This window comes from uncultured Rothia sp., from assembly GCF_916049665.1.
Lineage (GTDB): Bacteria > Actinomycetota > Actinomycetes > Actinomycetales > Micrococcaceae > Rothia.
Genome location: NZ_CAJZIE010000011.1, coordinates 14,576 through 40,920 on the forward strand (window position 1 = coordinate 14,576; position 26,345 = coordinate 40,920).

Here is a 26,345-nt window from a genome sequence, read left to right on the forward strand (position 1 = left end):
AGACGACTGAGGCGCATAGCCTGCACTATGCGCCTCAGATTTTAGAGCTTAGGCAGCGTCAATCTGCTTGCCGGCAATGTCGCCGGTCTGCTCGTACTCAGCCAGCTGACCGATACGGCGTGCGTGACGCTCCTCGTTGGTCCAGGGGGTAGCCAGGAAGACCTTGATGATTTCCAGTGCTTCTTCCTTGCTGTGCTGGCGGCCGCCCACAGCAACGACCTGTGCGTTGTTGTGCTCGCGAGCCAGTGCCGCGGTGTCGTGGTTCCACGCCAGAGCCGCACGGATACCCTCAACCTTGTTCGCAGCCATCTGCTCGCCGTTGCCACTACCGCCCAGCACAATACCCAGGGAGTCCAGACCTGCCTCGCGGTCACGCTTCACGCCAAGGGCTGCATTAATGCAGAACGAGGGGTAGTCGTCCAGCGGATCGTAGTCGGCGGGGCCGTGGTCAATCATCTCGTAGCCCGCAGCGGTGAGGGACTCAATCAGGTAGTGGCTCAGTTCGAGGCCAGCGTGGTCGGTTGCGATGTGTACGCGCATGGTACTCTCCTGGTCATTTGGTGTGACGTGCGTTTGTGCGTTCGTGGGAGGCGCCGGTTCTCAGTTCTGAGCGCCGTTGCTAGAGTGCGCCGCGCATCCATCAGGTGGGATACGCTCCCCGTTTGGGTTTTTTCTGTCTTAACTGTATCGAATTCGCGCGGGTTCGGGTAATGGGGAGCCTTCTAGACCCCCACCTATACGGTAGACTGTGGGATATGGCACTTTTTGGTGTCCCGATTCGCCGCGCCCAAGCTTGAACGCCTCCAGCGCCACGTATGCAGCGTCGCAGGAGCCACGCGCCTCGGGAACCAGCGCACCATGACAGGGCGTGTCAGCACGGCACGCTATTCACATCTAAGGAGAGGGAGCTTTATGCCCGGCCTGAACCTAACCCGCAATGAGGCAATCGAACGCGCCTCCATTATTAAGCGCGTGCACTCGTACCGTATTGAACTCGACCTGCCGAAGGACAAAGACGTCTTCTCCTCGAAGGTCGAAATCCGCTTCGACGCTCAGGAAGGTGCCTCCACCTTCATTGACGCCATCACCTCTTCAGTCAAGTCTATTAACCTCAACGGCGAAGAGCTGAGCACCGACCTGGCTGACGGCGAGCGCATCCAGCTGCCGAACCTGGCGGCTGAGAACACCCTGATCATTGACGCAGAGATGTTCTACACCAACACCGGTGAGGGTCTGCACCGTTTCGTGGACCCCGCCGACGGCGAGGTGTACCTGTACTCCCAGTTTGAGGTGCCGGATTCCCGCCGCGTGTTCCCCGTCTTTGAGCAGCCCGATCTGAAGGCTGAGTTTGAGTTTATTGTGCGCGTGCCCTCGCACTGGGTGGTTGTGTCGAACCAGCCCGAGGTGAAGGTTGAGGACAAGGAGTGCGGTTGCGGCCGTGCAAAGACCTGGTACTTCAAGCCGACCCCGCGCATGTCTTCGTACATTACCGCGATTGTGGCTGGCCCCTACGAGAAGGTGACCAGCGAGCTGACCAACTCTGAGGGTCGCGTGATTCCGCTGGGCGTGTACGCTCGTAAGTCCCTCATGCCGTTCGTTGACGCTGAGGACATGTTCGAGCTGACCCGTCAGGGCTTCGAGTTCTACGAGGAGCAGTTCAAGACCCCGTACCCGTTCGAGAAGTACGATCAGCTGTTCGTGCCCGAGTTCAACGCCGGTGCGATGGAGAACGCTGGCTGCGTGACCTACCTGGAGACCTACGTCTTCCGTTCCAAGGTTGCGGAGGCTCTGCGTGAGCGCCGAGCTATCACCGTTCTGCACGAGCTGGCTCACATGTGGTTCGGCGACCTGGTGACTATGAAGTGGTGGAACGACCTGTGGCTGAACGAGTCTTTCGCTGAGTTCATGTCGACTCTGGCTGCTGCGGAGAACACCCGATACGCGAAGGAGGCGTGGGCTACCTTCGCCGCTTCGGAGAAGACCTGGGCGTACCGCCAGGATCAGCTGTCTTCGACCCACCCGATTGTGGCTGAGATTCGCGACCTTGCCGACGTTCAGGTGAACTTCGACGGTATTACTTACGCTAAGGGCGCTTCGGTGCTGCGTCAGATGGTGGCGTGGGTTGGCCAGGAGAACTTCATGGCTGCGCTGAAGGTGTACTTCGATAAGCACAGCTGGGGCAACACCGTTCTGGATGACCTGCTGGTTGAGCTGGAGCGCACCTCCGGCCGTGACGTGCGTGCGTGGAGCGCTAAGTGGCTTGAGACCGCCGGCGTGAACACCCTCGCCGTTGAGGTTGAGAACGACGAGGCTGGCAACATTTCTTCGCTGGGTATTCGCCAGTCCTACGCTGAGGGCTTCGAGACCCTGCGCCCGCACCGTGCCGTGATTGGTTTCTACAACCTGGTGGACGGCAAGCTGACCCGCACCGACCGCATCGAGCTGGACATTGACGGCGAGCTGACCGTGGTTGAGGAGGCTCTCGGCAAGAAGCGCCCCGACCTGCTTCTGCTGAACGATGAGGACCTGGCGTACGCAAAGATTCGCCTGGACGAGCGTTCCATTGAGACCGCTATCAAGCACCTGGGCGACATTGATTCCTCCGTGGCTCGCGGCGTGGTCTGGGGTTCGCTCTGGGATACCGTGCGTGACGCTCAGATGCCGGCACGTAAGTACGTTGACCTGGTGCTGAACAACATCGGTAAGGAGACCAACTCCACCGCCCTGCGCACCCAGATCAACAACCTGTCCGCTACCCTGCACTCCTTCGTGGCTCCTGAAGCTCGCGAGGAGACCCGCCACCGTGCCGCTGACCGTCTCTGGGAGCTGGCATGCGTTGCAGAGCCTGACTCGGATGCTCAGCTGCAGCTGCTGCAGGCGTTCATCAACCAGACCCGCACCGAGGAGCAGTACGACAACGTGCAGCGCCTCTTCGAGGGCGAGCTGACCCTTGAGGGCCTGGACATTGACGCCGACCTGCGCTGGAACCTGGTGTGCCGCCTGGCTACCGGTGGCCGCTTCTCCGCCGAGCAGATTGCTGCGGAGCTGGAGAACGACAACACCGCAAACGGCCAGCAGTACGCCGCTCAGGCATACGCGTCGATTCCGACCGCGGAGGCTAAGGCTGAGTACTGGAACAAGATCATGGTGACCGGCGAGCTGTCGAACATGATTCAGCGTTACGCTATTTCCGGTTTCAAGTCCGGCAAGCCCGAACTGATTGCCCAGTACGATGAGCCGTACTTCGAGCAGATTGAGGGTATTTGGCGTTCGCGTTCGCACGAGATTTCCATGCAGATTATTGGTGGCATGTACCCGAGCGAGCCGACCGCTGAGCTGCTGGAGCGTACCGAGGCGTACCTGGCTTCTCTGCCTGAGGATGCTGCGGCTCTGTACCGTCAGATTGCGGAGGCACGCGACGGCGTGGCTCGTGCGCTGAAGGTTCAGGCGGCTGACATCTAACAATGCTTGTGAGCTGAGGCAGGTTCGCCACCTGCTCTCATAAGTTTTTATTCGTCCCCTTCTACCCCGAGATTCGGGGTGGGAGGGGACGTTTCTATATGGGGTTTATGCCGGTTCTATTTTGAGTTGCGCCCCAAGTCGCACACCGGTTTGCATACCGAGTCTAAAATATTGTCACTGCGGTGCATATTTTTTGTTATTTTCATTTGAATATCCCTCAAAAGCTCTCTACTTGGGGTTGCGCCTATCGTATACTGTTGTGCATGCCTTCTATCAAGTCTCCTATCGCGAAAGTTTCTCTGACCGGCACAATCCTTGCTGTGGTTGCCGCCGGTTCCTTTGGCGTGTACTCCGCAGGAGGCTTCATCGCGCCCGGTGGCACCGCCGCTACCGCTGCTGCGGGCGCCGAGCCTACCCAGTCGGCGCAGGAAAGCCCCAGCGAGTCCCCCTCCCCCGAGCCGACTCCGGAACCGACCACCCCGGCGCAGAAGATGGAACGCACCGCGCAGAACGCCTTCGGCAAGGAGGGCGCGCAGGCAACCGGTGAGATTCAGGCGCCGTTCCCCACCTCCGCTGATGCCGCCGACATGCTGGTTCAGCAGTTCAAGGGTGGCGTGGTCATGTACACCCCCAAGTACGGTCCGGTTGCGGTGGAATCCGGCGTCTACGAGCACTGGTGGAAGCAGCGCGGGTACAGCGACTTTGCCGGTTGGGAGGGTCTGCCGGTGAGCTGGCGATCCAAGAAGGGCGTTCTGTACACCAAGTTTGAGAAGGCTGAACTCTACTGGGATAAGGCGAACGGTCTGCCGCGTAACACCAATGTTCTTGGCGCTAAGGATGCCCTGGTGATTGGTGACTCGCAGGTGACCGCAACCTCCTGGGTTGGTTTGGGTCTGAAGCAGGCAGGTTTCGTCCCGTATCTGTTCCGTTGCGGCGGCATCGGTTTTGTGACTGCCCGCGAGGGTGTGTGCCCTTCCTACTATCAGGGTGTGATGGGTGGCCGTTGGGCGCTGCCAAGCGGTAACCCCGGCGTGATTTACCTGGATGCCTCCGGCAATGACATTTACATTCACGAGGATGAGACGAAGGCTCGCGAGCACGTGAACGCTCACCAGACTCAGGTCATTGAGCAGCTGCGACGTATGTACCCGTCGTCGAAGATTGTGTTCGGTGGTGTGGTGTCTATGGATGAGGCGTCTGCACCGGATAAGCAGGTGGCGCATAAGCGTCACGTGGCAAACGAGGTGGCAAGGCAGGGTGCCCGCGAGACCGGCGTGCTGTTCATGGACACCTCGGGCTGGCAGAGCCTCTACCTGGCTGAGGGTGACATGGCTGATGGCGTGCATCTGAAGGAGAAGGCGCACCATAAGCTGGCGGGCCCCTTTGCGACTCGTCTGCGTGAACTGCTCGGCACCGCGTAAACTAACTGTGTAATCAGCCGAGTACATCAGCTTCGATCAACGCATATAGCATTAGAATGAGGCGCCGGGAGGATTGAATCCTTCCGGCGCCTCATTCGTTTGAGTGGGTTACCCACCGCAGCTCTCAAGTTGGTGTGCGGGTTTTATGCCGCGACGTTTGCCTGGCGTTCCTTCGCCTCGGCCTTCTGGTGTGCGAGCACGCCCTCCGCAAGGCGACGCTTCTGACGCTCACGAGCGGCTTCCTTCTCACGCTGCTCGGCAGCCCAGGCGACCGGGTCAATGTCAATCGACTCGTAGTGCCATTCGCCAATGTAGTCGCGAATCGGGGCGACCCAGGTGACGGGAATGCCGCGGCGCAGGTACACCTCGTGGTCGGTGTCTTCAAAAGCGTGGATAATGCGGTTGCCGTCAGCAATCAGGGACTCAATGACGGAGTCCTTCCATGCGGGGCTGTTGGAGCCGTCGTTGCCGGGCTTAGCGAACACGTGCTTGGGTTCCAGACCTGCGCGGGCGATGAACTGGTTCAATTCCTTCATGTAGGTGCCATCGCGGCCGGTAATTACTACGACCTCTGCGCCGGTGTCTGCCGCGATTTCGCGAACACGGTCGGCAATTTCAACATTGACCGTGGCGTTGCGGATGGCCTTGAAGAATCGGCGGTTGCTTGCGAAGAAACCGGTCAGGTACTTGTCCATCTGATCTCGGTTGCTGGCAAGGGTACCGTCAATGTCGACTGCAATCAGATCCATATAGGTCTCACTTTCGATCCGTACGGGAAGAATGCGCCTGGTGAGGGCGCGGCGGAAGAGTTCCCGTGCGGTGTGGCTGGTAATCGGTGTGTCAAAGACGCCCCGGTGAAAGGGCGTAGTCTCTCTAGAATACCCTATTTTCGTAAAGTAATGCCCTATCGAATGTCATTATTACAACTACCCCGTTGATGTCATACGGCATAGAAAAACCGCTGGTGGCGCAGGCAAAGAGCCCACACCACCAGCGTAAAAAGTCTAGAAATATCTCGAGGAAAGTTAGAGTAGCGAACCGGAACCGCGGCGCACCAGCACCATACCGGCGGGCGCCACAATGCGCAGCCACTCCTCCGAACCAACATGCGCAGCGAACAGCGGCAGATCGCCCGTGAAGCCTTCCGGGATGAAACCAAACACGCGCAGGGCGAATGCCGCGCCGGTCGGCACAAGCACGGTATCGAACTCAGGTAGGTACTCCAGCACCATATCGGAGGACCAAATACGCGAGCGCACCGTGGAAAGCACCGCGGCACCGGGGTTCTCGGGCAGGGCGCGTTCTACCGCCTCCAGGCCCTCTGCGGTGGCGCGGTGGAATTCTTCAACCGGGACGGTACCAACCTCGTACCAGCCGCTGAGCGGGGCAGACTTACCAGCCCAGCTAGCGTTGACGGTCACCGGCGGCATGAACAGCACCAGCTGCGGGTTCTCTTCGTTACCCTGTTCTTCTGCCTGCTTCTGCAGACGCGCCAGACGGTCCAGCAGCGCCTGCGCCTGAACGGTCATGTCCAGGGTGGAGTCAGCCAGCAGGTGCAGGGCGCGCAGACCCATAATGACCGGGGTGTTCGAGGAGGCGTCCTCCGGCTCCAGGGAACAGGCGAATACCGCCACCACGCGGCCACGCGCAGTCAGGCGGATAGCGGCGTCCGGGTTCACCGCCAGAGCGCGAGAAATGTAGGTGGCAAGATCCTTGACCACTGCGGCACCCTGCGCGCCGCCGGGCAGAATCAGGTAGGGCTCCTCCACGCCTTCGTGGGGGTTGTACTTGAGCTCAATGGGTGCTGCCGCGTTCGATGCGCTGTTCTGGTCGGGAGCGTTCTCCTGCACGGGGGTATTGTCAGGGATAGTTTCAGACGGCGTAGTCATTTCTGCTCCTTTTCGGCGTTGGCCTGCTCGGTGGCAAGTTGGTGGGTGATATTGTGCGATGGTGTGTGACGTTCCGGATCGATCATCCGGGTCAATGTTCCTAGTCAATACTCCAAATCAACCTGTCGTGGTTGTCTCAGAGTATGCTCTCCCACTCTACGCCAGAAACCGCCCCATTGAAAACGTGCGAGAATAAAACCATGACCAAGCCCACTGTGACTCAAAACCTCATGCGGATGCTGGACCTCTCCCCCGTGGAGGCGGCACCCGCCTCCTTCGGTAGCGATGAAGTGTCCACCGGTGTGACGCTCACCCGCGAGCAGCCGCGTACCTTCGGTGGTCAGGTTCTTGCCCAGTCGATCATTGCCGCCGAGCGCACGGTGGAGGGCAAGGACATCCACTCGATTCACGCCTATTTTCTGCGCCCCGGCGATATTGAGCGTGAGCTGTTCTTCGCTACTCAGCGCCTGAACGATAGCCGTTCCTTCTCGACCCGCCGCGTGCAGGTGTTCCAGGATGAGGCGCCCATGTTCTCGGCGATTATGTCTTTCCAGGCGGAGAGCCGCGGTCCGGAGCACACCGCGGTGACCATGCCGGAGGTTCCGGACCCCGAGTCCCTGCCGAAGGTGAGCGATTATCTGGGTGAGTTGCCGCATCCGGTGGCTCAGGCGGTCGCGTGGGAGCGCCCGATTGATATGCGCCACGTGGATGCGCCCCTGTACACTCAGCCGGATTCGTCCTCGACGGAGCCGCGTGCCTGCGTGTGGTTCAAGACCTTTGACCGTCTGGTACACGCTGATGGTTCTGAGGCGTCGGAGGCGGAGCACCGCGCCGCTATTGCTTACGCTTCGGATTACCTGCCCCTGGAGCCCGCGCTGCGCCGTCACGGCAAGTTCTGGCTTGAGCCGGGGCTGAAGAGTGCCTCACTGGATCACGCGATGTGGTTCCACCGTTCGGCGCGCGCCGATGAGTGGCTGCTGTACGTGCTGGATTCTCCGAGCGCACAGGGCGGCCGTATGCTCTCGCAGGGTTCGATTTTCAATCGTTCCGGTGAGCTGGTGGCGACCGTGGCACAGGAAATGATGTTCCGCCTGCCCGAGTACCGCTAAAGCAGAGTGCCGCTACTAAAGTTCGGGCACCGCTAGGGTTCCGGCGCAAAGCGTTACAGCATACAGAAAGACCGTGTGAGGTGGTTGTCTCACACGGTCTTTCTTACGTTCTAGTGTACGTTCTAGACGGGGCGAAGAAGCTCTTATTTAGCTTCGCCGTCAATCACACCGTCCGGGGAAATGTGCACGGTGCTCTTGGTGCGGCGGGAAACAAAGAAGTCACCCACGAATACCAGACCGGTCACCAGAAGACCCAGTGCTGCCATCCATACTGCCGCCACGCCGTAGATTATCGGGAACAGCACCACGAGCAAGCCCAGAATAAGGGTACCAATAGCAGAGAGCTGCAGGTGGCGTCCGGCGGCGTAGCTCAGGTATTTCATGGCCTGGGCAGTCATCAGACGAATCAGCGCCCACATAATCATCCACGTACCCACAATGGTCGGGATGAAGGTTGCCTGTGCACCCACCGAGGCAGTCAGCAGAATCAGGCCAGCCACCACGGTCAAGATGCCGTCAACCAGGTCCCAGCCGGTACGTGCCTGCTTTGGCGTGCCGAAGTAACGCACCAGTTCAAACACGCCACCAAGCCACACCGAAATGGAGAACACATAACCCAGAACTACCAGCGGAATAGCGGGATTGGCGAACATGTAGATTGCCGCTGCAATCAGCAACAGACCGGTAACCAAGGACATCCAGTTATATTTTGAAAGCATAATGCTCTTCTCTTCGTAATCACATGTGTCAGTTGCACTTACGTGCATACCCATTATAAACCGTGAATATGAAATCCGCCACGATATATCGGTCGCCACTGAGCGAACTATTTCTACCGACGAATAACCCACCACGTAGCGGAACAACACGTGAGATAGCAGGACTATACCCCTTCCCCAGCAGACACAGCGAAGCCCCGCCTCCTGCGTCATAACAGCATCAGGAGGCGGGGCTTACCACCAAACCCTATCGGGTCAGCTTGCGGTGCACCACGCGGTGCGGCTTAGCAGCCTCAGGGCCGAGGCGCTCAATCTTGTTCTTCTCGTAGGACTCGAAGTTACCCTCGAACCAGTACCACTGATCCGGGTTCTCGTCGGTGCCCTCCCACGCCAGGATGTGGGTTGCCACGCGGTCCAGGAACCAACGGTCGTGAGAGACGACCACTGCACAGCCGGGGAATTCCAGCAGCGCATTTTCCAGGGATGCGAGGGTCTCAACGTCCAGGTCGTTAGTGGGCTCATCGAGCAGCAGCAGGTTACCGCCCTGCTTGAGGGTCAGCGCCAGGTTCAGACGGTTACGCTCACCACCGGAGAGCACACCCGCCTTCTTCTGCTGGTCCGGACCCTTGAAACCGAACGCGGAAACGTACGCACGCGAAGGCATCTCAACGTTGCCGACCTGGATGTAGTCCAGACCGTCAGAGACGACCTCCCAGAGGCTCTTCTCCGGGTCGATGTTCGCGCGGTTCTGGTCAACGTACGAGATCTTCACGGTCTCGCCGACCTTCAGCTCGCCGCCGTCGAGGGGCTCCAGGCCAACAATGGTCTTGAACAGGGTGGACTTACCCACACCGTTAGGACCAATCACACCCACAATGCCGTTACGGGGCAGGGAGAAGGACAGGCCGTTAATCAGGGAACGGCCGTCGAAGCCCTTCTGCAGGTTCTCAGCCTCAATAACGACGTTACCCAGGCGGGGTCCCGGAGGAATCTGAATCTCTTCGAAGTCAAGCTTGCGGGTCTTCTCAGCCTCCGCAGCCATCTCCTCGTAGCGTGCCAGACGAGCCTTCGACTTAGCCTGGCGGCCCTTAGCGTTGGAGCGGACCCAGTCCAGTTCCTCGCTCAGGCGCTTAGCGAGCTTAGCGTCCTTCTTGCCCTGAACTTCGAGGCGGGAACGCTTCTTCTCCAGGTAGGTGGAGTAGTTACCCTCGTAGGGGTAGAGGTTACCGCGGTCAACCTCGGCGATCCACTCGGCAACGTGGTCGAGGAAGTAACGGTCGTGGGTAATCGCGATGACGGCACCCTCGTAGGACTGCAGGTGCTGCTCCAGCCAGAGCACGGACTCTGCGTCCAGGTGGTTGGTGGGCTCGTCGAGCAGCAGCAGGTCAGGCTTCTGCAGCAGTAGCTTGCACAGTGCCACGCGGCGGCGCTCACCACCGGAGAGGTGGGTGACGGGCATGTCAGCGGGCGGGCAGCGCAGCGCCTCCATTGCCTGCTCCAGCTGGGAGTCGAGGTCCCAGGCGTTAGCAGCGTCGATAGCTTCCTGCAGCTGACCCATTTCTTCCATGAGGGCGTCGAAGTCAGCGTCGGGCTCAGCCATGAGGGCGGAGATTTCGTTGAAGCGGTCCAGCTTGGACTTGATTTCGCCCACGCCCTCTTCAACGTTGCCCAGAACGGTCTTCTCTTCGTTCAGCGGCGGCTCCTGCATGAGGATACCCACGGTGTAACCGGGGGTCAGGCGTGCCTCACCGTTGGAGGGCTGGTCGAGGCCAGCCATAATCTTCAGGATGGTCGACTTACCCGCACCGTTCGGACCAACCATACCGATCTTGGCGCCGGGGAAGAACGACATCGTCACGTCGTTAAGGATGACCTTGTCGCCCACAGTCTTGCGGGCCTTGATCATCTGATAAATAAATTCAGCCATAGTTACCTATTTTAGCGTGGATTTGCCGGGCAGTACGAGAGTTTTTGGTTGCGTGCTAGGCGGGGTACCGTGCGGGGCACTAGACTCGAAGCTATGAGCACAAACCCCTCCCCCAAACTTCTGCGACCCGAGGACCTGGAGCAGACCCTGCACCGCCTCGCGCTCGCCATGCCGCTAGCAACCTCCGACCAGCCGTTCGGTCCGGAAACCACGGTGTACCGCATCGGCGGCAAGATGTTCGCCATGTACACGGAGGGCATCGGCTACCCCATCGTGAACCTCAAAACCGATCCGGAAGAGTCGGAGGTGCTGCGGCGCATCTACCCGAGCGTCATTCCGGCGTGGCATATGAATAAGCGGCACTGGATTTCTGTGGGCGCCGGCGAGGGCGTGACCGAGCAGGTGCTGGAGGGTCTTGTGGAGGATGCATACTTACGGGTCATGTACTCGCTGCCCAAGGCAAAGCGGCCCATCGAGTTCCGCGAGCGCCCGGTGCCCGAAAAGCACTAGGCTAAAACAACCAGGCGGGAATAGTCCGCCAGAATTTTCGCATTAAATAGCGGAGCGGGTGAGCTTCGGTCCGGACCACCGAATTGCCCACCCGCTAAGCAAAGCACTTTCCTGTCCGCGATAAGGAGGGTCATCAACCACGATGAACGCTCGAACCACCAAGCTCCCATCCCGTCTATTGCGGGGTTCAGTACCATGCACCACTTGTGTGAATACGTGATAGTTGAGTCGGCTCCCCTGCCAGACCTTCCTATGCAGAGGAGGCTCTCACACGGGTGCACTGAATATTTCCCTTGAGTGACTCGGCTGTCTCATGCGATGTAGCCGAGAGGGGATCGCTGTCCTCGCCCGAACTACCGGCACGGACGAAGTGTGCTCTCGGGAACAATAATAACCTTTTTGCATTAAAGTGTCACTTTCGGATTGAAGGATTTCAGGGGCATTTATTGACCATAATTCAGGTGTTTTATAGCGCCGAACCCACATATCCAATCACCACGAAATACCTGCAGATTTTATGCCCCGAAAAATCAAGGAGGGACCGCATCAAACCTTCCTTATATCGCCTCCACATGGGCTAATGCCCACTTAAAGCAATATTCAGAAAAGTTCGTGCGGCCCCTCAATATATGAGATAAATTCTTCATCTCACATGGGCTTCAGCCATAAATCCGGTCAGACGCAGACAAACACAGATGTTAGTCGTCGAACTCCACCTTCTCGAAGCTCATGGTGCCATCAGCGTGAGAGACAACAGTGTTCGGGTCACGCTCACGACGAGCCGCCGCGTACGCATCGTGGCTTGCCTCATCAGCCCAGCGGGTCACCACAAAGTAGTCGCCATCCTCATCCAGGGGGCGCCACAGCTCAAAACCCTCAAAGCCGGGGAAAGAGTCAGCAATGTGGCGGGCAGCAGCGAAGCGCTTCTCCAGCTCAGCCTGGTTGTCGCCAACGACAGCAAGACGGTGAACCTTAACAACGGACATGTGTCCTCCTTCTGTTGAGTACGTGCTTTCAACGATGAAAGCGTATTACCACCTCGCACCACCTATAGGTAGGCTATGTTCTTAGCGAGGTTACCCTCAGAATAACGGTTTGCAGGCACAAAAAATAGGGGTCAGCGCCAACTAACAGTTATATGACGCTAACCCCCATTCAGAGGATTACGAGGCGCTCGCGAGCGCCTATTCGAGGCCTAGGAATTTGCCTCGGGCTGGGCGGTATCTGTCTGAGTAGATTCGCCCTGAGGTGCGGTATCTGCCTGAGCGGCGTTATCAGCCTGCGGTGCGGGGCTCTTCTTCGCCTTCTTCTGAGCCGCCTTTGCCGGGTTCGCAAAATGCACCCCGCGCTCAGCCAAGAAACGGCGGTCCTTCTTATCCCACTGCTCCACCGGGTACGCCTCCAGCAGGTCCGGGCGGCGCTCCAGGGTGCGCTCAATCTGACGGTCACGACGCCAACGCGCAATCGCACCGTGATTACCCGACAGCAGCACCTCCGGCACCTCACGGTCACGCCACACGGCGGGCTTCGTGTACACCGGGTACTCCAGCAGGCCACCCGTATGCGACTCCTCCTCCAGGGAGGCGGGGTTACCCATCGCACCGGGAATCAGGCGGGTAATCGCCTCAATCATTGCCATGACCGCAACCTCACCGCCGTAGAGCACGTAGTCGCCCAGGGATACGGGCATCACGCGGAAGCTCTCCTGCGCCCAGTCCAGCACGCGCTCGTCGATGCCTTCGTAGCGTGCCGGGGCGAAGACAATATGCTTCTCCTCCGCCAGTTCGTACGCCATCGCCTGATCGAAAACGGCACCCGCCGGGGACGGGACAATCAGCAGCGGGCGGGTATCAGCGGCAGGTTCGGCGGGCTCAGTGCCCTCAGCAGAGTCTTCGGAGGCGGCATTCAGCGGGGAGGCGGCAAGCACCTCGTCCAGCGCCAGACCCCACGGCTCCGCCTTCATCACCATGCCAGCGCCACCACCGTACGGGGTGTCATCCACCGTGCGGTGACGGTCAAACGTGTACTCGCGCAGGTCGTGCAGGTGCAGGTCCACCAGGCCTTTCTCACGCGCCTTACCCAGCAGGGACAGCTTCAGCGGTTCCAGGTACTCGGGAAAAATCGTGACCACGTCGTAGCGCACGGACTACTCCCCCGCCTGCTCAGTAGCCTGCGCGGAATCCTGCTCAGCATCCTCAACCAGGTCAATCAGACCCGCCGGAGGAGTCAACAGCACAAAGCCCGGCTCGTCCTCGGTCGAGGGAACCACCTCGGGCACAATCTCCTCAACAAAAGGAATCATGATCTCTTCACCCGCACCGGAGGCAAGACGCGGCGAACGAGCCAGCTTAATCAGCAGCAAATCCTGAACCGGCATGGTCTGCAGGCCGGTCACCTTACCCAGCGGCTTACCCACAGCCGGGTTGTCCACGGGGCTCTCACCCTCGGGCACGTCAGCGAGCAGGTACACGGGCAGGTTCACCAGCTCCTGCTCGTAGAAGCCCTCTTCGTCACCCTCATCCTCGGGAACCTCGTAGACCAGGCGGCTGCCGCGCAGCTCCTCAGCCTGATTACGGGTGGTCACCTCATCAAAACGGACCACCAGAATCTTCTTGTTCCAGCGGGCACCGGCGACCGTCAGCTCACCGGTAGGCGCCACCGAAGCGGCAGCAGAGCCAGGCTTGAAATTCTCGATACCGAGCACCTCACCACGGGCAAAACGCTCCTGCGGGGTATCAGTAAAGAGCTGAACCGTCACCTCACCACGAATACCGTGCGGCTTACCGATACGAGCCACCACAACCTGCATAATTTTCCTCCGCTGGATACAAGCTAAAAACCTACGCCGCGCACGTGCACGGCTCCCACTATTCTACCGGGCACTTAGGACGGGCGCATTCTGCCGCCCTTCACCCCTGCCCGCGGTGACCTGGACGAGCACCCATCCACAGGCCCCAGGGTACGCGAACGCCCCCGCCTCCGGAAAACCGGAAACGGGGGCGCTTCAAACGTTACGAGCTAGCGTCGCTTCTTGTCGGTGTCGATAATGTCGATACGCATCGGCTCGCCATCAGAAATAGCGTCCATCACCAGACGGATGCTCTTGGCGGTACGACCGGACCTACCGATAACTCGGCCCAGGTCATCCGGATGCACGCGGACCTCAAGGGTCTCGCGGTGACGCTGAGTGCGCAGGCGCACCTTCACGTCCTCCGGACGATCGACAATCCCTCGAACCAGGTGTTCGAGTGCGTCAGCCAACATGATTACTCAGCTGCTTCCTCAGCCTCAGCCTCGGGTGCTGCTTCCTCAGCAGCCTCTTCAGCCTTCTCAGCCTTGGGGGTGATAGCCTCGGGCAGGATCACGGAACCCTTCTCGGGAACAACGAACTCAGCCTTAGCCTCGACGGGCAGAACCTTGGACTCTGCCTTCTCGCCCTTGAATGCAGCCCAGTCGCCCGAGAGCTTCAGCAGAGCCAGAACCTGCTCGGTCGGCTGTGCGCCGACGGAGAGCCAGTACTGAGCACGCTCAGAGTTGATCTCGATACGCGAGGGGTGCTCGGTCGGGTGGTAAATACCAATCTCCTCGATGGTCTTACCGTCGCGCTTGACGCGCGAATCAGCGACCACAACGCGGTAACGAGGATCGCGGATCTTACCCATACGCTTGAGACGAATCTTAACAGCCACTTTAGTGGTTACTCCTGTTTCATAATTTGGTGCGAGGCACACGGTTCAGCACCCGTGGGGCGGGCCATTCACGGCGCCTCTATGGACACAACGGCGCGCGAAGAGAGGGGTCGCGCGTCGCCGGGTACTCAGCTAGGGTACCAGAGCCCAAGATTTTAAGCTAGCGACACGGAAAAATAATTGCCGCAGGCACCGAACATCACTTTTAAATAGCGTTCTGAGCCCGGTTTAGACTCAAGTAACTGCTCCCGGCGAGCCCCTCATCAACGAGCTCTAGTCGAGGTTGCCAGAAATCGAGGCTACTAGGAGTCGAGGTTGCTCATTTCCAGAGTCTCCCCCGTCTCAATTGCCCGGTAGCACTCGCGCAGGCGCTCCACCATCGACGGGCGCACGTAGCCCTCCAGGTTCTCCGGAGCCACCCACTCGTAGGTCACCAGCTCGGCATCCTGCAGGGTAATCTTCGTATCCGCCGCAATCACGCCGCCGTCATACATGTAGTAGGTGGAGTCACCCCACACGCCCAGCGACAGGCCGTGGAAAATCAGTAGCACACGACCCAGCTTCAGGTCCAGGCCCAGCTCCTCCGCAATCTCACGCTCGCAACCGGGCTTGGGCGCCTCGCCCGCCTCCACGGTGCCGCCGGGAAGAATCCAGCCGTCCTTATAGTTCGGCTTCACCAGCAGCATCTCGCCGCGCTCATTACGAATCAGCGCGCCCGCCGCCAAACGGCGCGTGGGGAGGGTCGCGATGAAAGCCTTCAGCTCTTCATCGCTCAGATAGGAATCCTTCATGGCTTCTTTCCTTTAGCGGTCGGTTTTCTTCGCAGCACGCTGCCTGATGCTACGCACTATACCCAGGGCACGCTCACGCAGTCCAGAGGGCGCCTGGTCCGTGGACGGGGCGGCATCCTCCACCGTGCGGTAGTTGCCCTCACGTAGGTCATCAATGAGAGTGCGCTTGGTCTGGGGCTGCTCACCGGCGGTATCCCCCGGATGCACTAGCTCAGCATCCGCCACCGGGCGGGCATGCTTCTTCAACTGGGTCTGCTCAAAAGAACGCAGAACCGTCGGAATCAGAGCCGACTCGACCGTAGCATTCAGGGCAAAGAGCGCGGCAGCCACCGAGAACTTACGGCTCGCCTTACCCTGAGCACGACGACGGCGCGCCACATTCGCCAGGGTCAGGGCAATAGCGCTCTGAGCCGTCACATCCGCGCCCAGGACAAGACCCACGCGGCGGGTCTTCGCACGAATCTGCTCCGGGGTCAGGCGCTTGCGGCGCGAACGCGGAGCGGGGCCCTGAGTGGATGAACTCTGCGCGGATGAACTCTGCGATGCGGGGCTCTGAGATACCGGTGCCTGAGGCTCGGCATCCTGCGATGCATTCGGCGCAGGGTCGTCGCCTGCCGCGGCATCAGATTGTGCGTCCTCAGCCGAGGTCGCCTCAGCCTGCGATGCGGCAGACTGGCTGGAGTACGGTGCGAGGGCCGCCCTCAAATGGGCAAGAACAGCTTCTTCTTCCTCCGGGGTGAAATTCCTGCCACCCGTAAGCTGCGCATCGTCCTTATCGAAATCGCGGTCCTGCTCGTAGTGGCCCTCGAAGTCGTCAAACGCCTCAGAGTCCAGGAAGTCTTCATCCTCAGCGTCTTCCGGGAAAGACATGTGAGTGTACTCGAAGGGAATATGACCTTCGCTGATGGCATCCATCCACTCGGCGAGAGTCACGCGGCGACCGGTCGCAACCAGGCGGTAGCTACGCTCCATGGGCGAAGTGTAGCCGCCCGGGTAGGGCTCAATTTCCTCGTCGTCCTCGAAGGAATCGGCCTCTGCATCACCGGGCTCAACCGCATCATGGTCAAGGGCGAGCGCATCAGCAACGGAGTTGTCCAACGGGAAGGTAACATCCACAGCTTCAGAAGTCTGCGCCTCATCAGTAGCTTCAGCCGCATCAGCTGATTCAGCAGAACCGGCGGGCTGTGCGAGCTCCTCGTCCTCGTTGCCGAAGACGCGAGCCGTGCTAATCGACGCCACATCAAAACCGGTGGTCGGAACCAGCGCCAGCTCGGTAGGAACGTCCAGTAGCTGCAGTACCGACTCCAACGCCAGGGTGTTGCTCGTATCGCGCAGGTACGCGTTCAGGCGGCGGCCGGTAATGGAATCAGCTTCCACACCAAACATCGCCATGACATTAGCGATGCCCTGCTCGATTTCATCCTCATCGGAACCGAAAATCTTCGAGCCCGAAAGCTCCGGAGCGCTACCGGGAAGCTCCGAGAGCAGATCCTCCAGCACACCACCAAAACGTGCGACTTCCTCACGGCTGAGGGCACGGTTCAGACGCTTAGGCACGCGCTGCCAGGTGAACTCCTCCACGATATTCTCGTAGGGTTCACCGAACGCCTCCAGGTACCACTCCTCATCCGAGTAGGGTTCGCGGGCGGGCTCCTCATAGACCACCAGGTGCTGCTGGTTCGCGTTGCCCTCAGCAATCAGGGCGTTGCAGTTCAGCAGACCCAGCAGCGCCATCAGATCCACCGGGTCGGCAGAAATGAGGGTCCATTCCCCTGCCGGCGCGGCAACAACCTGTCGAGTACCGGCAGGAAGGTACGCCAAAAGAAGCCCCGTAATCATGTCAATGGGCAGGTCAACGAGCATGGCAGCGTCACCGTCCACCAGGAACTCCAGCTCGCCCTGTCCACCGGGCAGCTCCTCCCACACGGTCGCTTCACCCTCCAGGGCGGCACCGGTGACCGGCAGCTGATCCACCAGCTGAGCCACATAATCCTCAACGGGGGTACCCACGTGCAGGTGGCCGTCAGCGACCTCCAGCACGTTCATGTACCCCTCATCGTCCACGGCGCACAGCACGTAGAGCTGCACCTGATGCTCGCCCATCTCGTAGGCAATCAGCTCCGGGGAGGCGGCGGTCGCCTCAATGAGGGCGGCAATCAGCTCCTCATCGGTGGTGGAGCGAGCCATGATGCGGCGGCGCTGAATCTTCTCCTCCAGCTCCATGGTCTGCTCGATGCGTTCCTCGCGCTGCTTCTCGGCGGTGCGCTCCTCATCCTGGGCGCGCAGGTACTCGGGGCTATCCGATTCGCCACTACCGGCGGGTGCGGGGGCATCCTCCCACATGCCGGTGAGCTTATCGACGGTCCACTCTTCGCTCTCCAGGGCGGCGGCGAGGCGGTCAACCTTCGTGCGGTCGTTCCAGGCGCGCTGTTTGTCGGGGTCTTCTGCCTTCACCTCATCGTGCATGCTGCGGGCTTCACGGATGAGGTTCAGAATGGTTGCGGCAACGTCATCAACGGCGGGGTCGTCGCTCTCGCTCGAGTACACCAAATCACCCGCCAGCTCGGCAGAGTGCTCACCGTATTCGAGGGCGATGCGCGCCCAGACAGGGGTGTACCCGGGGAGGATGCTCGAGTCATCATCGAGGTCACCCGCGAAGTCACCCTCAAGGTCGCCCGCGAAGTTATCTGCAAGTTCATCTGCAGACTCGACGGCAGATTCAGCGGCAGGTTCCTCTACAGAATCATCAGCGAAGGCGCGCTGAGACCACGGCGTGACCTGCTCATTCAGCTGATCATCCGCGTTCTCTCGATCCCAATTCTGCTCGTTCTGAGCCATTGATACCTTCCCTTCACACACCCAAACCGGGCACCATACCGGTACGGGTGCGCCCCGTAACCACGTGCGCACCCGTACCACCCCTCGCGGGGCTCATATTTGCTCTTACTGCAGGAACTTCTCGAAGCCCTTCGGCAGGTTCATGCTGGACAGATCCATCTCCTGGTTCTGAGCCTGCTGACCGAACGCAGCACCGGCGCGCGCCTGCTGTGCCTTGGCTGCTGCCGCCTCCTGAGCCGCACGCTTCTGCGGGTTGCCGGAGCGAGCCTTCTTCTTCTTGTTGTTCTTCGCGTTCTTACGAGCGCCACCCGCCGCCGCAGCCATACCGGGCATCTGCATACCGCCGGGCATGCCGGGCATCTTGCCCGAAGCGAGCTTCTTCATCATCTTCTGAGCCTGGGCGAAACGCTCCATCAGCTGGTTCACCTCAGACACGGTCACACCAGCACCCTTAGCGATACGGGCACGGCGAGAACCGTTAATGATGCGCGGAGCCACACGCTCATGCGGGGTCATGGAGCGAACAATCGCCTCCACGCGGTCAATCTCGCGCTCGTCAAAAGCCTCAAGCTGCTGACGCATCTGAGCCGCACCGGGCATCATCATGAGCAGCTTCTTCATGGAGCCAAGCTTACGAATCTGCTGCATCTGAGCCAGGAAGTCCTCAAAAGTGAAGTCTTCCTGATCGATGAACTTCTTCGCCATGCGGTCGGCTTCAGCCTTATCCCACTGAGCTTCAGCCTGCTCAATCAGGGTCAGGATGTCACCCATGTCCAGGATGCGGCTTGCCATACGGTCCGGGTGGAACTGCTCAAAGTCAGTGACGTTCTCACCGGTGGAGGCGAACATAATCGGCTTGCCGGTCACCGAAGCCACCGACAGAGCCGCACCACCGCGGGCGTCACCATCAAGCTTAGACAGGACCACACCGGTGAAGTCCACGCCCTCGTTGAAGGCGTTAGCGGTGTTCACGGCGTCCTGACCGATCATCGCATCGATGACGAACAGAACTTCGTGCGGCTCAATCGCGTCGCGAATATCGCGTGCCTGCTGCATGAGCTCAGCGTCAACACCCAGACGACCCGCAGTATCGACGATGACCACGTCGTGCAGCTTAGCGCGTGCCTCAGCCACACCGTCACGAGCCACCTGCACGGGGTCGCCGGTGGGTACGTCAAACTCGCTGGTCACACCGGGGTGCGGCGCGTACACGGGCACGCCCGCACGCTCGCCAACGACCTTCAGCTGGGTCACCGCATTGGGGCGCTGCAGGTCGGATGCAATCAGCATCGGGGTGTGGCCCTGGCCCTTCAGCCAGTGAGCCAGCTTGCCCGCCAGGGTGGTCTTACCGGCACCCTGCAGACCCGCCAGCATGATGATGGTCGGGCCGCTCTTCGCCATGTTGATACGGCGAGTCGAACCACCGAGGATGCTCACCAGCTCCTCGTTCACGATCTTCACGATCTGCTGGGAGGGGTTCAGCGCCTCGGAAACCTCCGCACCAAGAGCACGTTCCTTCACGTGGGCGGTAAATTCGCGGACCACGGGGACGGCGACGTCAGCGTCGAGCAGGGCGCGGCGGATTTCGCGGACGGTTGCATCAATGTCTGCCTCGGAGAGGCGGCCCTTGCCGCGCAGGTTCTTAAAAGTTGCCGTCAAGCGGTCGGAGAGAGAATTGAACACGAGCCGTGATCACTTTCTTAACGTTGAGGTGGCCCCCAGCCGCGAAGGCGAACGGGGATGGTTAGTCAGTCTTTAAGGATACAGGATGCGCGCTTTCTCCCCCGCCTCCACCTGTGGATAAGTGGCGCCGGTTCACCCTGAGCTCAGGATTTACGCCGCAGGGCGTCTCCCGTCGAGGCGCGCCGAGAGCCCGACGGAAGCTTTCAGCACACGCTCCCCGCCCCACAACAGCGCCCCCAACACGTCAGATAGATTAGATTTTCTAGACAGCCTGGGTTAGAATTCTAAAGGTGTTACGCACAAATGCGTGATACGCCCGAGTGGCGGAATTGGCAGACGCGCCTGACTCAAAATCAGGTTCTTCGGAGTGTGGGTTCGAGTCCCACCTCGGGCACCAACGCAAAAGCGGCGGGAAAGCTTGAAGCTTTCCCGCCGCTTTTGCGTATCTACTTCTACTTTTACGCCCACCCGCGCATCGGATGCGGCAACAATAAAGGCACAAGAAACCGCCACCCGGCCGTGAGAGTTCACGACCGGGCGGCGGTTCTATATACCGAGCGTACAGGCTGAGAATTACCCTCAGCTACGCATCGAAAAAGATTGGTGAGCGGCTTAGCGCTTGACCTCGTCCTCCTCGTAAGGACGCAGAGCCTCGCGCTCACCCTCAGCACCGTGGACGCGGTGTACCTGAACCATGTTGGTGGTACCTGCGCGGCCTGCGGGAGCACCGGCAGCAACGACGACCAGGTCGCCAGCTTCTGCCAGACCGTTCTTCAGCAGGTACTCGTCCACGAAGTGGAACAGACCTTCCTGATCGGTAATCATCTCAACCTGCTCAGCCTCAACGCCCCACAGCATGGACAGGAAGGAGCGAACCTTCGAGCTGGTGGTGAACGCGACAATCGGGGTCTCGGGACGCAGACGTGCCAGACGACGTGCGGAGTCACCGGACTGGGTGAAGGTTACGATGAGCTTTGCATCCAGCTGGTCAGCAATGTTCACTGCTGCGCGGGTGATTGCGCCACCGCGGGTGCGGGGCTTACGGTCCAGCTCGGGCACGCGGTACAGGCCGCCCTCTTCGGTGTCCTTGACGATTGCAGCCATAGCCTGCAGGGTCAGAATCGGGTACTTACCGACCGAGGTCTCACCGGAGAGCATAACTGCGTCTGCGCCGTCGAGGATTGCGTTAGCGCAGTCAGAAACCTCTGCACGGGTGGGGACAGGGTTGTCGGTCATGGACTCGAGCACCTGGGTTGCCACGATGACGGGCTTTGCCCAGCGGCGTGCCATGTCGATTGCCTTCTTCTGGACGAGGGGAACCTCGGAGAAGGGCAGCTCAACACCCAGGTCACCACGAGCGACCATGATGCCGTCGAACTTGTCGATGATGTCCTGCAGGTTCTCAACAGCCTGGGGCTTCTCGATCTTGGCGATGACGGGTACGCGGATACCCTCTTCGTCCATGATCTTGTGGACGGGGTCAACGTCTGCACCGGTACGGACGAAGGAGAGTGCAATGATGTCTGCACCCATCTTCAGTGCGAAGCGCAGGTCGTTTGCGTCCTTCTCGGTCAGCGCGGGCAGGGAGACTGCTGCGCCGGGCAGGTTGATGCCCTTGTTGTTGGAGATGGGGCCGCCGACGACCACGCGGGTGCGAACGCGGGTGGGAGTTACCTCAATAGCTTCGAGGCGGATCTTGCCATCGTCGAGCAGGAGCTTGTCACCGAGCTTTACGTCGCCGGGCAGGCCCTTGTAGGTGGTGCCACAGATTTCTGCGGTACCTTCAACGTCTTCGGAGGTGATGGTGAAGTCTGCGCCGGGCTCAAGGTATTCCTTGCCGTTTGCGAAACGCTCGAGGCGGATCTTGGGGCCCTGCAGGTCGGCGAGGATTGCAACGTCCTTACCGAGCTTTGCAGACTGTTCACGGATGGTGTCGTAGCGTGCCTGGTGCTCGGCGTGGTCACCGTGGCTCATGTTCAGACGGGCGACGTTCAGGCCAGCCTTGATTGCCTCGGAGATCTTCTCGGGGGACTCGATTGCCGGACCGATGGTTGCAACGATTTTTGCGCGCCTCATGTACCTAACCTTTGTGTGTTGTTTTGTGCGACCACTGAGGGTTCACACTGATTTTCCGGGGAAGACTAACGTCAAATTCCCAATTATTCCCACGCGTTCTAACAGGTAACCACATGCCGGATGCGTGGGACTCTTTCTCAATTATAGGGGTTTTACGCCCTCTTGGGTATGTTTCTCCCAACTCTTTCCATCGAAGAAATTGTGTTTCACGTCGCATTTTGAACATCGCCTCTCCCCCGTCGAGCACACCACGAGAAGCCGGTTTCCACCCCCTCCACCCCCACCTCGCCCGGAAAGTAAATTAGGGTGCTTTTTACCCATATAAACCCCTTGCTGCGCAATATTTAGTCACACTCGAGAACCTTCGATCGTATTTCAAAAACATAGAGACACTCAGAGTGGGCTATGAGAAGATAGATAGGGCTCCAAGAGCTAGGCGATTTCACATTTTCGCGCGCCTAGCCTATATTGGAACCCATAATTAGTATTTGAAATGCGAAATATATCTGGAAGGTTCACAGATGACTACTCGCGTGCTGATTATCTTCGGCTCCACCTACGGCTACACCGAACAGTACGCCACCTGGCTGGCAGAAGATTTGCGTGCACTCCCGCAGGCTCCCGAAGTTGAGACTGTCCCCGCCTCCAAGGTCACCCCCGAGCAGGCAGAGGCATTCGACGCCTTCGTGATCGCCGGCAGTGACTACGGTGGATTCCTCAACGGTGCACCGGCACTTCGCAAGAAGATCCTGCCGATTATTGCGCCAAAGAAGAACCGCACCGCGTTCTTCACCGTCTCCTTCACCGGTGAATACTCCAAGAAGCTGCTCGACAAGGCCGTCGCCAAGAGCTACACCCCCGAACTGACCGAAGGTCGCCCCGTCTACCACCTGCGTGGCGGCATCGACTTCGACAAGATTTCGCTGGCTCACAAGACCGCCCTGAAGGGTCCCGTGCGCGCATGGCTCATGGCAAACCCGCACCCGAACGAAGGTATTCAGCAGATGCTCGAATGCTACAAGACCGGCAAGGCTGAGTACATCGATCGCGAGACCCTCAAGCCGCTGGTCGAGGACATCGCCAAGTTCCTCTAAGCCCTCGAAATTTTAAAAAATTCGAGGAAAAATAAACTTTCGCCTCTTCCCTCCCGATCTTTCAGCCGGACACCAGAACCTGAAAGAGCGGGCGGGAAGAGCCGAGAAAAACGTGCCAACAGGCACCATATACGTGGTCGATGACTCTTCATCTCTCCTGCATCGACCATGAAACTCCGGGTGCCGGTGCGAGGCCGCGCCAAATACAGTACCCGGAACATGAGGGGTGGGTCTTTGTGTGTGCGGCCCACCCCTTTCCTTATGCCCAAAAGCCGACTCAAAAGTCGCAAGAGGCACCGCCCGGCGCATCAGCACCCGACTGCATCCCGGCAACGTAGCTCTAGATGCTGCGGCCCACCCTGAACAACGAACCGACACAGCGACGCCCCAATACAGCAGTCCACAGAGTGAAATTCGCAACGCCTCGGCGTGTCGCGTGCCTAAAATTTTGTCCCAAAAACTTGAGCCAATAAATGCACCAACAAGCCACAAAGTAAAACAGGCACCCCAAAGATTCTAGGTTACTGTGCACTCTGCGAAAGATATGCCGCCAGAATGACACCCCAAATCATTGCGCACATCGGTGCAGGTACCGTACGCTGTTAGCTGTGTCAGCCGCATGACATACCCGGCAGCCGACACACACATCACTTCAACTACCCCACATATTCACTCGTGTCAGAAGCCCCCACACAGGGCCACATCGACACATCCACCTCTCAAACACAGGCAAAATCTATGAAGAAACTCCAGACTGCCGCACGCTCCGCGGCAGCCCGCTCCATCATGGCGTCCGCAGGTGCGCTCTCCCTGGTCGCCGCATCCCTCACCTCCGTTCCCGCCGCATTCGCCGCCCCCAACGCGAGCGCAGCCGCAGAGGTCAACCCCAATGCCTCCTACGAGGAGCTCACCTACGCCCCCGCCCCGGATGCATCCCTGGTCGAACGCTCCAACCCCGCCATGGGCGCGGGCGAGCGTGAACGCCTGGGCACCACCAACGCACGCACCGGCGCAACCTCCCCCGCCTCGACCGCAACTCTGAGCGGCATCTCTGCGACCCAGAGCTCCGCGCAGGGCCTGGCTTCCGGTCAGGCGCTGGCGCAGGGCCGCTCCGCGTGGACCCCCTCCGGCGGCACCCTCGGCATGGACGTCTCCTCGCACCAGCAGAACGTTGATTGGGCGAGCGCCTACGCCGCAGGTTCCCGCTTCGCCTACGTGAAGGCAACCGAGGGTGCCTACTACACCAACCCCTACTTCGCTCAGCAGTACAACGGCTCGGCGCAGGTCGGCATGGTGCGCGGCGCCTACCACTTTGCAAACCCCCGAACCTCCTCGGGTGCCGATCAGGCACGCTACTTCGTGCAGAATGGTGGCGCGTGGACTGCTGACGGCAAGACCCTGCCAGGCCTGCTGGACATCGAGTTCAACCCCTACCCCGCTTACGGCAACACCTGCTACAACATGACCCCGGCGCAGCTGACCGCATGGACCCGCGACTTTGTGGACACCTACCGTTCGCTGACCGGACGCAACCCGATGGTGTACACCGCGACCTCCTGGTGGTCACACTGCGTGGGTTCGCAGCAGTTCGGCTCTCTGCCGCTGCACCTGGCGAGCTACTCGACCGTGGTCGGTGCAATTCCGGCAGGATGGAGCGGCTACGACATTTGGCAGTTCACTGACTCGGGCCCGTTCGTGGGTGACTCGAACTTCTTCCCCGGCACCGTGAACGATCTGAAGGTTCTGGCAAAGAACCCCAACGCGGTGCACCGCAACTGGTCGAACGGTCAGGATTCGAACGTGGTGACCACCGCGACCGGCTCCATTGACATTCGCACCGGCATCGGCGACTACTGGAACCACAACCGCTCCTTCTACGGCAACCCGATCGGCACCGAATACTACCTCGGCAACGGTGTGTACGCACAGAAGTTCACCAACGGCAAGACCATCTACTGGACGGACTCCCACGGCTCGCACTGGCTGGTCACCAACGGCGGCCTGGACCACAAGTTCCGCTCTGATATTGCGCGATTCCGCGGTCTGACCACCAACGAGGAAACCCGCTCCGACACCATCGCGGTCTCCTTCGCCAACGGCGAGGGCGCCTACTGGTCCAACGCGTACGGCACCCACATCATCAACGAGCGCGGCGCCATCTACGCGACCTGGCGCGCAGCTGGCATGAAGGGCGTACCCACCACCGACGAGCAGAACCTGGGCAACGGCATCATCAAGCAGGAATTCACCGGCAGCACCACCTACGTGTGGTCCGCACAGACCGGCACCCACCGTATGCACACCGGCGGCGCATTCTACCACCGCTTCCTGCAGCACCGCGACACCTGGGGCGCCCCGGTGACCGACGAGACTACCACCTCCACGGGTGCTCAGATTCAGTTCGCCTCCGGCAAGGTACTGCTCTGGTCGGATGCGTACGGTGCGTACGAGACCAACGGTAACGGCGCAATCTTCAAGCACTGGGAGAAGAACAGCGCCCGCTACGGTGCGGCACGCGGCGACGAGTCCTACGTGAACGGCGTGTACTACATGGACTTTGAGCGCGGCACAATCCGCTGGACCGCGCAGCGTGGCATCTACTAAATAGCGTGGAATCTGCTAAAGAGCGCGGCAGCTAATAAACAGTAAAGCGCATACAAAAACGAGGGGCACCTGGCAGAGGTGCCCCTCGTTCTTTTGCTACAGCACACATCTTCTGAACAACACAAAAATCAAGATGCGCCCTGCAGCGGGTGGGTTACCGAGTGAGTAGAGAACCCGGCTATATTACCCGTGCCGGCAGGTAAATTTAGCCGTGGCGGTAAGAGTCGCCACGAAGTCATGCAATGTCCTAAAAGCTCCGGATCAGTGTGGCGGACATAATCCCCATTGACTATGTCCGTGGGGCCCACACTAATCGCTGGTGAGACCTTACCCCGAAGGTGTCTAGAGGGGCGCCTGACCGGAAGTAAGGACTCAACGGTGAATAACGGCACGGTACGAAGATGCTGAAATTCACCCGGGTATGGCGTTCCGTAAGAAGGAATCGATATCTAGGAGGGCCGAAACCTTCACGCGTCATATCCCGTTACCTCTAGAGTAGGTGCAGGAGCGCGCGAAACTCATCTTTTCCGGAA

At 59.8% G+C, this 26,345-nt stretch carries 20 protein-coding genes and 1 tRNA gene; 7 read left to right on the top strand and 14 right to left on the bottom strand.

Annotation, left to right across the window (positions count from 1 at the left end; genetic code table 11):
- Nucleotides 1-48: 48 nt before the first annotated feature.
- Entirely contained in the window at nucleotides 49-540 is a 492-nt protein-coding gene (locus QZ540_RS02005) for a ribose-5-phosphate isomerase (protein ID WP_070605377.1), read from the bottom strand.
- Nucleotides 541-912: 372 nt separating this feature from the next.
- Between QZ540_RS02005 and pepN the strand changes: the two genes are divergently transcribed.
- Both pepN and QZ540_RS02015 read left to right on the top strand, forming a co-directional pair.
- Nucleotides 913-3,462, top strand: coding sequence for an aminopeptidase N (gene pepN, locus QZ540_RS02010; protein WP_294627329.1), 2,550 nt, complete (start codon nucleotides 913-915; stop codon nucleotides 3,460-3,462).
- A gap of 263 nt (nucleotides 3,463-3,725) precedes the next feature.
- Nucleotides 3,726-4,883 carry an SGNH/GDSL hydrolase family protein gene (locus QZ540_RS02015; protein WP_005508134.1) on the top strand — a complete coding sequence of 386 codons (1,158 nt, stop codon included), beginning with the start codon at nucleotides 3,726-3,728 and terminating at the stop codon, nucleotides 4,881-4,883.
- Nucleotides 4,884-5,026: 143 nt separating this feature from the next.
- Here QZ540_RS02015 and QZ540_RS02020 read toward each other — a convergent pair whose 3' ends face one another.
- Nucleotides 5,027-5,632 carry a hypothetical protein gene (locus QZ540_RS02020; RefSeq protein ID WP_005508133.1) on the bottom strand — a complete coding sequence of 202 codons (606 nt, stop codon included), beginning with the start codon at nucleotides 5,630-5,632 and terminating at the stop codon, nucleotides 5,027-5,029.
- A 276-nt stretch (nucleotides 5,633-5,908) separates the two neighbouring features.
- The gene (locus tag QZ540_RS02025; RefSeq protein ID WP_070819531.1) at nucleotides 5,909-6,772 is read right to left on the bottom strand and encodes a transcriptional regulator; all 864 of its coding nucleotides are present in this window, start codon (nucleotides 6,770-6,772) and stop codon (nucleotides 5,909-5,911) included.
- 200 nt (nucleotides 6,773-6,972) lie between these two features.
- On the opposite strand from QZ540_RS02025, the gene QZ540_RS02030 reads away from it, so the two are divergent.
- Complete coding sequence (locus tag QZ540_RS02030) at nucleotides 6,973-7,881, top strand: acyl-CoA thioesterase II (RefSeq protein WP_294627332.1); 909 nt, start codon at nucleotides 6,973-6,975, stop codon at nucleotides 7,879-7,881.
- 143 nt (nucleotides 7,882-8,024) lie between these two features.
- Here QZ540_RS02030 and QZ540_RS02035 read toward each other — a convergent pair whose 3' ends face one another.
- Both QZ540_RS02035 and ettA read right to left on the bottom strand, forming a co-directional pair.
- Nucleotides 8,025-8,600, bottom strand: a complete 576-nt coding sequence (locus QZ540_RS02035) for an HdeD family acid-resistance protein (protein WP_096741135.1) — start codon at nucleotides 8,598-8,600, stop codon at nucleotides 8,025-8,027.
- Between the two features lie 247 nt (nucleotides 8,601-8,847).
- Nucleotides 8,848-10,527 carry an energy-dependent translational throttle protein EttA gene (gene ettA / locus QZ540_RS02040; protein ID WP_012903368.1) on the bottom strand — a complete coding sequence of 560 codons (1,680 nt, stop codon included), beginning with the start codon at nucleotides 10,525-10,527 and terminating at the stop codon, nucleotides 8,848-8,850.
- 93 nt (nucleotides 10,528-10,620) lie between these two features.
- Between ettA and QZ540_RS02045 the strand changes: the two genes are divergently transcribed.
- Nucleotides 10,621-11,037 (top strand): MmcQ/YjbR family DNA-binding protein, encoded by a 417-nt coding sequence (locus tag QZ540_RS02045; RefSeq protein ID WP_294627335.1) that lies wholly within the window; start codon nucleotides 10,621-10,623, stop codon nucleotides 11,035-11,037.
- A gap of 698 nt (nucleotides 11,038-11,735) precedes the next feature.
- Here the strand turns inward: QZ540_RS02045 and QZ540_RS02050 are convergent.
- The 8 genes from QZ540_RS02050 to ffh all read right to left on the bottom strand — a co-directional run bounded on the left by QZ540_RS02050 (nucleotide 11,736) and on the right by ffh (nucleotide 20,038).
- The gene (locus tag QZ540_RS02050) at nucleotides 11,736-12,023 is read right to left on the bottom strand and encodes an antibiotic biosynthesis monooxygenase (protein ID WP_294627337.1); all 288 of its coding nucleotides are present in this window, start codon (nucleotides 12,021-12,023) and stop codon (nucleotides 11,736-11,738) included.
- A 209-nt stretch (nucleotides 12,024-12,232) separates the two neighbouring features.
- Nucleotides 12,233-13,180, bottom strand: coding sequence for a tRNA (guanosine(37)-N1)-methyltransferase TrmD (gene trmD, locus QZ540_RS02055; protein WP_294627339.1), 948 nt, complete (start codon nucleotides 13,178-13,180; stop codon nucleotides 12,233-12,235).
- A gap of 3 nt (nucleotides 13,181-13,183) precedes the next feature.
- Nucleotides 13,184-13,846, bottom strand: a complete 663-nt coding sequence (rimM, locus tag QZ540_RS02060) for a ribosome maturation factor RimM (protein WP_294627341.1) — start codon at nucleotides 13,844-13,846, stop codon at nucleotides 13,184-13,186.
- A gap of 209 nt (nucleotides 13,847-14,055) precedes the next feature.
- Nucleotides 14,056-14,301 (bottom strand): RNA-binding protein, encoded by a 246-nt coding sequence (locus QZ540_RS02065; protein ID WP_005505691.1) that lies wholly within the window; start codon nucleotides 14,299-14,301, stop codon nucleotides 14,056-14,058.
- A gap of 2 nt (nucleotides 14,302-14,303) precedes the next feature.
- Nucleotides 14,304-14,726, bottom strand: coding sequence for a 30S ribosomal protein S16 (rpsP, locus tag QZ540_RS02070; RefSeq protein ID WP_049358453.1), 423 nt, complete (start codon nucleotides 14,724-14,726; stop codon nucleotides 14,304-14,306).
- A 302-nt stretch (nucleotides 14,727-15,028) separates the two neighbouring features.
- A complete protein-coding gene (locus tag QZ540_RS02075) occupies nucleotides 15,029-15,517 on the bottom strand; it encodes an NUDIX hydrolase (RefSeq protein ID WP_294627343.1) in 489 nt (162 codons plus the stop codon).
- A gap of 12 nt (nucleotides 15,518-15,529) precedes the next feature.
- On the bottom strand, nucleotides 15,530-18,355 hold the full coding sequence (locus tag QZ540_RS02080) for a hypothetical protein (protein ID WP_294627345.1): 2,826 nt from the start codon (nucleotides 18,353-18,355) through the stop codon (nucleotides 15,530-15,532).
- Nucleotides 18,356-18,460: 105 nt separating this feature from the next.
- On the bottom strand, nucleotides 18,461-20,038 hold the full coding sequence (gene ffh, locus QZ540_RS02085; RefSeq protein WP_049349072.1) for a signal recognition particle protein: 1,578 nt from the start codon (nucleotides 20,036-20,038) through the stop codon (nucleotides 18,461-18,463).
- Nucleotides 20,039-20,352: 314 nt separating this feature from the next.
- On the opposite strand from ffh, the gene QZ540_RS02090 reads away from it, so the two are divergent.
- Nucleotides 20,353-20,435: transfer RNA gene (locus QZ540_RS02090), tRNA-Leu, on the top strand.
- A 215-nt stretch (nucleotides 20,436-20,650) separates the two neighbouring features.
- Here the strand turns inward: QZ540_RS02090 and pyk are convergent.
- Nucleotides 20,651-22,114 carry a pyruvate kinase gene (gene pyk, locus QZ540_RS02095; RefSeq protein ID WP_294627347.1) on the bottom strand — a complete coding sequence of 488 codons (1,464 nt, stop codon included), beginning with the start codon at nucleotides 22,112-22,114 and terminating at the stop codon, nucleotides 20,651-20,653.
- 521 nt (nucleotides 22,115-22,635) lie between these two features.
- Here pyk and QZ540_RS02100 point away from each other — a divergent pair.
- Both QZ540_RS02100 and QZ540_RS02105 read left to right on the top strand, forming a co-directional pair.
- Complete coding sequence (locus QZ540_RS02100; RefSeq protein WP_049327782.1) at nucleotides 22,636-23,208, top strand: flavodoxin domain-containing protein; 573 nt, start codon at nucleotides 22,636-22,638, stop codon at nucleotides 23,206-23,208.
- Between the two features lie 738 nt (nucleotides 23,209-23,946).
- Nucleotides 23,947-25,812 (top strand): GH25 family lysozyme, encoded by a 1,866-nt coding sequence (locus QZ540_RS02105; protein WP_294627349.1) that lies wholly within the window; start codon nucleotides 23,947-23,949, stop codon nucleotides 25,810-25,812.
- Nucleotides 25,813-26,345 lie beyond the last annotated feature (533 nt).